The following is a 10,399-nucleotide window of genomic DNA, read 5'->3' as shown; positions in this document are numbered from 1 at the left end:
CCACAGGTGGTTTTTGACGAACTTCTGAAAGCAGCCTGATTTTTAATCGGGAATTGCACTTCGAAGTTGAATTCGCGCTGCAGTCCCATCGCTGACTGAAACTTAATAGGCAATAAAAAACGTCTGGAGGAGTGAATAACGAGAGTTGGACACCTAACGAATAGGAGCTTTCGTTTCTATGGGAAAGCAGAAAACGCGATTGACTTTAAACATCCGGTTATTCTTCATTAGAACAATGGTCATGACGAGGCGAGCCTGTAAGCCTGTAAGCCTGTAAGCCTGTAAGCCTGTAAGCCTGTAAATCCAATTGTGTAGCCTCCTCCCACGAATAAATAAGTAACTTTTTCAAAAGCAACATTCGTGGGTAAGCGGATCGGTCAAGACAAGCTCAAAGCACTGGTCGCTGAGCGGGTCAAAGACATCAAGTCCGAACAGTCTCCAGGCCCTCACCCAACAGCTGATCACGCTCGTCGTCGAGACTGCACTCCGTGCCGAAATGGATCATCTGAGTATTCTGGTGAAATTGAACATTGATTCATGATCGACCGGAATATGCACAATGGACTATGACGAGATGCCAAATACGGCCGGCGCGGCGCGTGCACTGATTGTTAGCGGCTGTTCGTGCAACCAATGTGCTACTTGTAAGTAACGTGGCAAGGGAGGCTTTGGATTGGTAGACATGTCATTCCGTCATTACGCTGGGTGATGGGTAGGCACGTTGGATTACCCATTGAACGATTAGTTCAGAGAATGGCAACAAACATCCAGGCTAGCAACTTGTCAGCAAGGCTTGGGCTTCGTCGCGTATCGCACAATATCGCTGCGTGAGGAGGGAGCGCTTTTCAACTCGCCAACCGCCATGTTTCGCTAGCCAGCGCCTGGGGCGACGTGGGTCCCAACTATCAATGGCTTCACGTAATCGCGCATCCAAATCGGTACGTTCTGCGTCTAAGTCTTTTATGGCGGGCATCAGGATCTGCTATGAGAAATTCGGTGGTGATCGTGGTGCTGGCTACCGGAATCGAACTGGTGACCTACTGATTACAAGTCAGTTGCTCTACCTACTGAGCTAAGCCAGCATCATGCGCATGCTAAAGGATGTTTTGAATCATGTCATTAGAGCTGACCTCAGTCATGCGACAGAACATTACCGAGTATTCCTGGTTCGTAGCGACGAGGGCTGTCATTGATTGGGTCACTGAGCGTGTAAACAGAAAGGCCACACCGTGAGGGCATGGCCTTGTCTATTTAGATGAGGAACTCATCCAGCTGACGACCTTGCTCGAGTTGCTCAGCCAAGAACTTGGGTGTACGGCCCTGACCGGTCCAGGTTTTCTCTACGCCATTTTCAACATAACGGTATTTCGGGGGCCGAGGTGCTCGTTTCGCTTTAGCCGCAGTCGCTGCTGCTGGGGCACAGCCTACCAACTCAGTCGGGTCAATACCAGCCTGAGCCAACATCGCTTGGAACTCAGCCAGCTTTTGCTGACGTTCTGCATTGGCTGCTTGCTCTTTCTCTGCGTGCTCCAGACGCTCCAGATAAATCGATTCAATCTTCTCGTGGGCTTCTTTGAGCTGGTCCAGAGACAACTCGCGCAATGCTGCCCGCAGGCTACGGATGTTCAATAGCACTTTCAGAAATTCACTCATAGATATCCTTTAATTAAATACGCAGGGATTGTTCTATAGCATACTAATGAGCACTGATGTGCTCAAGCATATTATCGTACTTGACTGCAACCGAAGTTGCGTCGTCCATCCATAACCTTCGTACTCTGCTTACTCAGGTAAGCGAGACGAAATAGAAATGCGCTGAAGTGGTCATCTAAGTTTCGCGCTGAGTTACGGTCAAACCTGTATTGTGGATTTACAGGGAAGTTAACCAGCGTTGCATTATCAGGGTATGGGAGGCTCAACGAGCTACACCACGCCTTCTGGATCCTAGTCCCCATATTGTTGGCATCATAATCCTGGTAATCCCCTAGGAAGGCATACACGTCTTTGTTAAACAGCAGCATCACGTGGTAATGAGGTGCAGCCGATGACTCCTGCTCCCGGCACCAGATAAAGGTTGGTAGTGACGGAGGTCCACGCCGTTTCTGACGATAATGGTCTGCACGTAATTGGCTTTTCAGTGACTCCATAAAGCGAGTGATCACTGATGAATCTGAACGCTGTAAACAAGTCAGCGTATCAGTATCATCTTCAGGCGACTCACTAGCAAAACGCAGATCCACACGCAGAGCATAAACACGAGGATACCTAGCCAGAGTACCGGACACAACATCTAAGCTACGCCTCAAATAAGTACTATTCATAGGGCCATAACTGTATGCGTATAAACGAGTAAGCGCTTTCATCTTCAACACTGAATTTTTTAAGTGATTCAACATAGGAGTCCCTATCTTGGTTAATAAACTCGGAGGTATAATTATTGAATTAAATAAATATATTTTCGCTTAATCAAATACACCATGCTCTGGATGCTATCCATAGTGGCACATGCTTAGAGGCATGTAGTCTTCACGCTACCCCATCGTTAGATTGCATAGCGTATATGCATCGTTAGTAGTGTGCATGGCTATGGATGCATGTAATAGTGTATGTATTGCTATATATAATACATATACCGAGCCATGTCTTACTTAAATAACCTAACTCACAACTCAATCAAATCGATATATACACTAAAACATAAACATAGGGTTCCTAATTCAGATGCAGTTATGATACTGCCCTATATAACAACACTCTTAAGTTACTTAAGCGGAGTACTGCAATCAGTTAATACTGAACCATTAGTGTCGCAGTTTATTTCTCATGTCTATCAACGGCCTCTCAAAAAGTTCAACTGATGGTATTCCTAAATGGCGTCTTCCACGATACTCCACAAGTTCGTTCACATAAATCATATCGCTGGTGCGTACCAACGATCGCCTAACAAGCCTAGGGTATTTCTTCCAAGATAAAGAGATATAGATTGACGATTTCTTTTTAAAGCAAATGATATCTCCTCGAGCAATAAGAACTTCTATTGCATCTTCTAGCTTACCCGGATTACGAACACAATGTGGGCCACTTCGTCTAATGTTACTTTTTAAAAGCAACACATTCTCCCAGTTATGAATAATCCACTCCAGTAGCTTATTCACATGTGTCTCGTCCACGAACTCCCTAGCCTCGGGCGATCTAAATATTATCAATGCTTGATGCAAGTATATTTCAGCCAGTTCAATAGCAGTCTGCATAGTTTCATGAGTCACAAGCACATTTCTATAATTTGTATTTTTGAATACATGAAGTGCCGCCGCGATTCTCGAAGCCTGCTCCATAAACTTTGAACCAAAATCTTTATAGTGTTCCAAATATTCTCCACCCCTCATTGCATATTCAATGTCATTAAACTTGTCATTCCAAATTTTCTTAGCACTCTCTGTTAAATTCAGGCAATGACGTTCCTTGCCTTGTGCTCTCATCTCGAGCCCTTCTTGCAGTAATGCATCAATCCTTGAGCTAAATCTACCTAATTTAATTTTATCATCTAGTGATGCGCTCTCATCTCTATCTTCTTGACGATAGCCAATCTCTGACTCAGGCTCACACAGTAGAATTCGAGCGTCTAATCCAGAGCTCCTCATCGCATCACCATTACTATCTCTGAATGTTCTATATATATCAGGCTGGATTTGCATGCTCAAAGTCAAACGAGCACCTTCAATATGAACTTCAGGGGCATTGGCTCTGTCAACACGTATAGTTTGACCTGACCATAGTGAGTTAAACAATGCATTATCTTTCATCAAGTCACTCGACAGTAGTGTCCCAGCTTCATCGGACACCAGAGCTAATGACGTATTCTTCCTAGATAACATCGACTTCAGCTTTGCGACTGTTATATCCTCAGCTAAAATCCTCTTAACTACCGGAGCTATAGGAATATTTGTATGGTGAGTGTGCCATGCCTCTATTAAAATGGGCTGCTCATCACCTTTTTTACACATCTCATTTAATTCCTTACTTAACACTTTTTTCTTCATATTCCACAATTCCAGTTCGATCTGATATTTCTGCTGTGCAGCATCTACCTGCTCAGCCAAGCATTTTTCAAATTCACGAACTGGTTTCATGAGAAGCTTATCGACCGTACTTTTTCTCTCACCAGAAGCCGCTAGAATTAGAATGTATAGCGATGCCGGGATTTTCATTTCGCTTTTGGGGCTAATATCTACCAACTGCTGCGATGCGATAGCCATTACAGACAACATTTGAGTCAAGATCATAAATCTCGGGGCCTTTGTTCTATAGGCGACGACATCCAGTGGATCCCAAAGGGACTTATCTAACCTCTCGATGACATCTTCAATGGCTCTATGTTGATTCATTTTTGACCTCCATGATTTGACTACTTTGCGACCTGGTTACGATCCATCGATTGACCTCGCTCTGACGCCAGCCTATGGCTGACTTGCCAAGCTTTATCGCCTTGGGAAAGCTGGGGTCATGCCGAGCAGACTTGGCGTTTAGCTTGTCATAGATTGTTGATCTAGCGAGGCTAATCATCTTTGTAAGCTCCGGCATCCTAATGATGCGGTCTATTACTTCTTGCATTACGTGATGTCCTTCTAACGTCTGAGTGGATGAGCTCGCATTATGGTGGACCTCGGGGTAACGTGTCAGGGGGACAAACTACGGACCCAAAAGGTAAATCATGAAAAAGCACCCCTTCGCAGCGCTAATCTATTCGATTGAAAAAACTCTTGGGCTCAGGACCAAAGCTCGCCCAAACGAGGAGGCTAGCAAAGCTAGTTTTGATTCACACCGTAAAGAACTACAAAATGTAGTTTTATCAAAAACAGACCACGAAAATTGCTTGCCAAGGTTAGAGAAAATAATTAGGTGCCTGCACATAGGCTGCAATTTACCATCAGAAATGATGTCCAATCACTTTGATATAGTTGAAAATATATATACTGCTATAGCAAGGCAACCTAATGTTTTTGATGTATTCTACGATGAACCACTTGAAAATTACATTAACCACGCATTAATCCCTTTAGTGTGTGTCGACATCCATATTTTTAAAATGCATGCGAATGAACACTCTATCTATTATCATCTTGATCGTCTCCTTTTCATGGAAAATTTAGTTTCCCTTGATGGGGATACACAAAAACTCAACAAAAATACGGCTCAGCGGTATATGCGGGAATATATTCAGCATCACTTCGAAAAACATTCTGAAATACTAAAAAAAACCAATTTAAGCAATGCAAGCCTGTTAATGCCAGAACTACTTTCTTATTTAGGGGAGTTTTATAAGAAAGGCAACCAAACATGTGCAAAACTACATGATAAACTTGAGTTTTGTAGTGAAAGGCTTTCTCGTGAGAATATTGACACTTCGTTATTCAGCATACAACCAATAATCTCTGCTTACACTGCCATAATAATCTTGCAGGACATAGCAAATAAAACAGGCATGATTGCTCATTTATACAACACATATAACATTCTTATTGAGAAACAAGACCCACTACTTGACGATTTACATTCAAGTGTTCATGCAGCACTGAGTGAAAACTATGACAATATAATTCTTAATGAATCATCCATTTACTTGCATGATAGTAATACACTGGAAATATTTACAAGCAGTAAAAGGAGGGTATATTTAGAAAAAATAACATATCACATATTTGAATTATTTGGGTTTTGCATTCTATCTAATATAGAGCACGATTTGATGCCATTATTGGTAGCAGAGTCATATTTAGGTAAGATGATCTCACTTCCTCCTAAATTTTGCATTCCTATGGATATTATAGATGGTGGAGCTTCATCAGATACTAAAGATAGTCTCTTTGAAGCACACACTCTCATATTTAATAATGTTAATGTAAAATCCATCACTAAATTAATGCATGATGAACCTAATAAGCTTAAAAAATTCTTTATGCAATACATACCTCTCATTGAGGCACTTGACTGCATAAAACGTAATGAGCCTGATGCTGCATTAAATATAATTAATAATGTGCAGCATGAAAGTCTTCCATTGTTTGGGTTTATTAAGCATTCATTGGCAGTGCTTAAAGTCGGATTGATGCTCAGACTTAAAAGAGAAGAAGTAAAGCATATGTCATTAATGCCTCAAGTCAACGACATTATAAATCATCAAGGGATTGTTTTAATCCCTATCATTCCATCATTTCATGTATCAATAGAGAATGACATCTCATGGCTTTCTGAAGTTGAGTATATAGAACACTCTCTCATTTTTGGTGGCAATACGTATAATTCTATTATTGCACAAGCAATCTACTGTTATAATTTCACCATAGCACGGCACACCACTCATTACAACCTTCTTACAGACTACGCAGATCAAGGTATGATGAAAGCAAATCTTAAAGATATTAATTATGCATCAGCGTTAATCAATCACGATTTATTGACACGGCTAAATACAATATCAGGAAACATTTTGGCTGCGCTTAAAGAAATACACTTTGATGTAAAACCTGACATTTTTGTAAGAGATTTAATTAGAGGAAAACATATATCTATGACAGATGTAACTGATAATCTAATCCACTGTGTTGCAGGTTCTTCTCTCGGGGTATGTCTACTGGATTATTTAAGCATTATTTTCTTTTTCTCTGTCCCTGGAGATAATGTTGAAAACATTATAGCATTGGGTAAGAAAACTAAGGTCGTAGAGTTACTGTTCAGGTATCAACATCCTTTACATCCTGTAACTAGTGCATGAATATTTTCAGATGTGTAGCTATCACACACCTGCGACAATAATTTTAAAGTATTAGTTATAATTTCATGGGCGAGGTTGTTGTAAACTATGGAATGAGGCATCGATGATGTTACGGTGCCACACCTCCTTACATCTTTTCTGTTTCTTGGTTCTTTCTCTTCGGCTATGTTAGTGAAGCATCTGCTGCCTATGAAATACGCCCCCCCCCAGTCCTCTCCAGATACTTTCAGATACAAATATCAAAAGTATCTGTGAATTCCTCTAATAGCGCCTCATTGAATTGGAATCATGGTCCTCACATGAGGCACAACAGCATCAATCTATGTAAATATACTTTTTGATAATCAAACATTCTTACTGCTGCTGTTAAAGTCAGCCTAAGATATAGGCTTCATCTACACATCAATCACCACCAGTAAGCCCCCTTAGAGCCTCAATAATATCTTGCATCCACAATAATTCTTGAATGTTTTATTTAAAACCGTAGAAATCGTTCATTGCACCAAGCACCTTCATGTTTCATTTTATTTTCTCCTTCTATATACTCACCACGCCAGTGACAGCAAAGTGTTCCGATACCCAATCCACCTAGCGTTAATAATCATCGTCTAACGTGGTATAACACTATGAGGTACAACTCTTTTATAAAGATCCAGCGAAAAACAATACTTTGCGTTGGACATAGAGGACAGCCCAAAGATGGTCGCCATCGTTGAGAACAAGCACGTGTTGATCAAATGCTTAAAATCCTAGTCGTGGATTTTGTGAAATATAATTTACTGTTGACCACCGTACTGTAAATTGCTTGATGACTACGAGGGCAGTGTTAAATTGGTGGATCTGTGATGTATTGACATCAATGTCATAGCTGCGCTTCAATTAACGAACCACATCAGAATGAAATGCCAACAACAAGTAGTTCGCTATGCGACTAAATGCCATGAATTTTACGCGAACAGCCCCTCTCCGATACGCCGTTAGGAATAACTCACATATAGTTAAATTGACCAGTTAACATGGTCATGGGCAAGCAAAAAATACTGGGTAAAGTTTTTCCCATTGATATAGATAAATGGGTGAGGCTTCCAAGTACCGTCTCGTTAGATCACAGTTATTTCCTTGTCTGTCCGATTGAAAAGTTTCTCAGATAGATATCATAAGGGGAGAGCAAACACATATCGCTGTGAGTATGCTTGGAAGCGTCATTGCGGCCTTCCAAGTTATCGGCCTGGGCATCGGGTGCCATTGAGTGACTGATGCTCACTGAGAGGGATTAATGAGCCAGTCGTACTACCAGCTTATCAACCACCTCCAACTATCTGTAAGCTGTATTTAGTTTGGCCAACTGCTGGCTGAGTACAATGCTTTGTTCTGTAGGGCGGTTGCTGGTCTCACGCAGGAGGTCTGCAAGCTCACAGCCAAACAGCTGGGCCAACTGTGCCAGGCGCACTACGGTCGGCACCACTTTTCCCCGCTCCATCCGGGAGACCGCTTCCATCCCGATATCCAGGTGCTCTGCGACTTGCTCCTGGGTCAGCCCCACTTGTTGGCGTTGCCGTCCAATCGCTTTACCTACGCTCTTGGCCAGTTCTTCAAAGTTGACGTCTGTCATAAGTCCTCCAGTCCGCACGTATGCTTGACCATGGACTCGTTGACATTAAGGGCGAAAATGGTTGATGCTCAACCAATTGGGTTGATGTTGTTTGAATATATAGATTGATATTTGAAAGGAGTGCTTTCTACACGACGTAAATTCCAGCCCACTTTCTTCAGTTGCGCTTGGCTAACTGCCAGCACGTTCGCTGACGTTACCTGTATTACCCCGCTTATCCGAGAGGCTTGCCTTGTCGGTCAGGCATCCTTTTGCCATTTTTATTAAGGAGAGATCATGAATCGCACACTGCTTTATCCCTTACTGCTGGCCTGTGGCCTATCACTGAGTGCCTGCAATGCAGAGTCTGCCGATGGCCCAGAATTCGATCTAGACGTGGAGTACACCGCTATTGGGCGACCTCAGATCGTCGTCACCTCGCTCAACGATCAAGTCACCATTCAAAAAGTGCTGATCAATGGCGGCAAGAGTAAATGCCGGGTGATGCTGCGCAGTGACTTGATGGGGTCGGTGGGAGGAACCTATTTCCCACTCAAGCTCAATTACACCGAAAGCTGGCGGCTGGTCATGACCGAGCCGTGCCGATTGAGGGAGGTCACCCTTTTCACCAATCTGGGCAATGCCTCTTACACCATTGAATAATTCCTCTGGAGAGTGACATGACAGAAAAAATCAAGCTGGCACTGTGGTGCATATGGTTATCACTGCTTGCCTTACCGAGCTGGGCTGCGCCTGAATTCACTGTGCCAACGGTCACTAAACGGGTACCGGCCAACGTTGAGGGCACCCTCAATTTCGCCAGCATGCAGTTTTGGATAGAGACCTCGAAAGGGGAACGCATCATGCTGATGCCGCTGGATGAAGATGAGCCAAGGCTCATCCCCAGTGTCAGCCAGCCGGTTTCACTGAACGGCATGATGCTGACCTACTCGGATGGTAGCCGTTACTTCGAACCCTCCTTTGCACCCTCGTCAGCCGCATCAAGTACCGCGTCATTTACCATCGTGAAAAATGACGATTACAACATCGAGATCCGGTATGGGGATGAACTGCTGCTGCGCTCCGATGAATATGATGCCATCAAGCTCACGCACCGATTGCCGCTGGCCAATGGGCAGGCGGCCTTGTTTGAGCTACACAGTGGCGGTGTGGCATGCCCGGTGCTCTATCAGTTGGCTGTCGCTCAGACTGGTGTGCTGACCATGCTTTCACAACCCTTTGGCTCCTGTAGCGATGAAGGCAAGCTGACCCCTGCCCCCAACGGTTTCACCCTCGACCTGCCCGGCAACCCCCGTCAGCGCTGGGTATGGGATGCCAACAGCTTGACGCTGCGCAAGCAGTCCTGACCACCAGCCGCCACACATTCACCACCATCAGGGCACCTTCGGGTGCCCTCTGTTTTATGCCGCATTTTATTTAAGGAACTGTTCATGCCATTACCACAACCGGGAGACCACCTCGTTTCCCCCCGCACCGGTTACCAGCACCACGGTCTCTATCTGGGGGACCATCTGGTCATCCATTACCAAGGGGTCAGTGCCGGAACACAGTCCGGTCAGATAGCTATCACCACGCTTGCCGAGTTTAGCCAAGGGAGGGGCTATCGCATCCAGCACCATAGCGCACGAGCCTACAACCGGGAGGAGAGTATCGACCGTGCATACTCCCGCCTTGGAGAGGCGCACTACAGCACGCTCTTTAACAACTGTGAGCACTTCGTGCTCTGGTGCATCGAGGGCTTTCACTACAGCAAGCAGATTAACCAGCTCATTGTCACGGGGTGTATCGCACATCAGGCACTTCGCACCGTGGCCCAGCAGCCCACCCAGGCGGCCCTGTCTGGCATGGCCACCAGCACGGTACTGAACCCGTCAGCGACAACCGCTGCGACCGCAGTAGTCAGTGCGTTGCTGGGGAGCTCGGCCACCTCGCTGGCGGCGCCCTTGGCAGCCACCTACGGCCTCTACCGCGCCTGGCGCTGGTTCAGGGATTGATGCGCCTCACACTCGATACCA

At 44.6% G+C, this 10,399-nt stretch carries 9 protein-coding genes and 1 tRNA gene; 4 read left to right on the top strand and 6 right to left on the bottom strand.

Going from position 1 to position 10,399, the window contains the following annotated elements:
* Positions 1-1,006: 1,006 nt before the first annotated feature.
* The 5 genes from PG899_RS16140 to PG899_RS16125 form a co-directional block, all read right to left on the bottom strand.
* A tRNA-Thr gene (locus PG899_RS16140) sits at positions 1,007-1,082 on the bottom strand.
* Positions 1,083-1,251: 169 nt separating this feature from the next.
* Positions 1,252-1,653, bottom strand: a complete 402-nt coding sequence (locus PG899_RS16135) for an H-NS family histone-like protein (RefSeq protein ID WP_270697483.1) — start codon at positions 1,651-1,653, stop codon at positions 1,252-1,254.
* 71 nt (positions 1,654-1,724) lie between these two features.
* Complete coding sequence (locus tag PG899_RS24295) at positions 1,725-2,321, bottom strand: inovirus Gp2 family protein (protein ID WP_423244483.1); 597 nt, start codon at positions 2,319-2,321, stop codon at positions 1,725-1,727.
* Positions 2,322-2,801: 480 nt separating this feature from the next.
* Positions 2,802-4,385, bottom strand: coding sequence for a YfjI family protein (locus PG899_RS16130; RefSeq protein WP_270697482.1), 1,584 nt, complete (start codon positions 4,383-4,385; stop codon positions 2,802-2,804).
* Positions 4,372-4,611, bottom strand: coding sequence for a helix-turn-helix transcriptional regulator (locus tag PG899_RS16125; protein ID WP_163136452.1), 240 nt, complete (start codon positions 4,609-4,611; stop codon positions 4,372-4,374). Before PG899_RS16125 ends, PG899_RS16130 begins: the two co-directional genes overlap by 14 nt.
* 100 nt (positions 4,612-4,711) lie before the next feature.
* Between PG899_RS16125 and PG899_RS16120 the strand changes: the two genes are divergently transcribed.
* The gene (locus PG899_RS16120; RefSeq protein WP_270697481.1) at positions 4,712-6,772 is read left to right on the top strand and encodes a hypothetical protein; all 2,061 of its coding nucleotides are present in this window, start codon (positions 4,712-4,714) and stop codon (positions 6,770-6,772) included.
* Between the two features lie 1,315 nt (positions 6,773-8,087).
* On the opposite strand, the gene PG899_RS16115 is transcribed toward PG899_RS16120, so the two are convergent.
* Entirely contained in the window at positions 8,088-8,384 is a 297-nt protein-coding gene (locus tag PG899_RS16115; RefSeq protein ID WP_163137197.1) for a helix-turn-helix domain-containing protein, read from the bottom strand.
* A gap of 276 nt (positions 8,385-8,660) precedes the next feature.
* Here PG899_RS16115 and PG899_RS16110 point away from each other — a divergent pair, with 276 nt between their 5' ends.
* The 3 genes from PG899_RS16110 to PG899_RS16100 all read left to right on the top strand — a co-directional run bounded on the left by PG899_RS16110 (position 8,661) and on the right by PG899_RS16100 (position 10,378).
* Positions 8,661-9,026 (top strand): hypothetical protein, encoded by a 366-nt coding sequence (locus PG899_RS16110; RefSeq protein WP_125596590.1) that lies wholly within the window; start codon positions 8,661-8,663, stop codon positions 9,024-9,026.
* Between the two features lie 17 nt (positions 9,027-9,043).
* Positions 9,044-9,730 carry a hypothetical protein gene (locus tag PG899_RS16105; protein WP_270697480.1) on the top strand — a complete coding sequence of 229 codons (687 nt, stop codon included), beginning with the start codon at positions 9,044-9,046 and terminating at the stop codon, positions 9,728-9,730.
* A gap of 84 nt (positions 9,731-9,814) precedes the next feature.
* Positions 9,815-10,378, top strand: coding sequence for a lecithin retinol acyltransferase family protein (locus tag PG899_RS16100; protein ID WP_201972957.1), 564 nt, complete (start codon positions 9,815-9,817; stop codon positions 10,376-10,378).
* Positions 10,379-10,399: the final 21 nt, after the last annotated feature.

This window comes from Aeromonas sp. QDB39 (assembly GCF_027707585.1).
Taxonomy (GTDB): domain Bacteria; phylum Pseudomonadota; class Gammaproteobacteria; order Enterobacterales; family Aeromonadaceae; genus Aeromonas; species Aeromonas hydrophila.
This window is presented reverse-complemented; position numbering and strand designations above follow the sequence as displayed.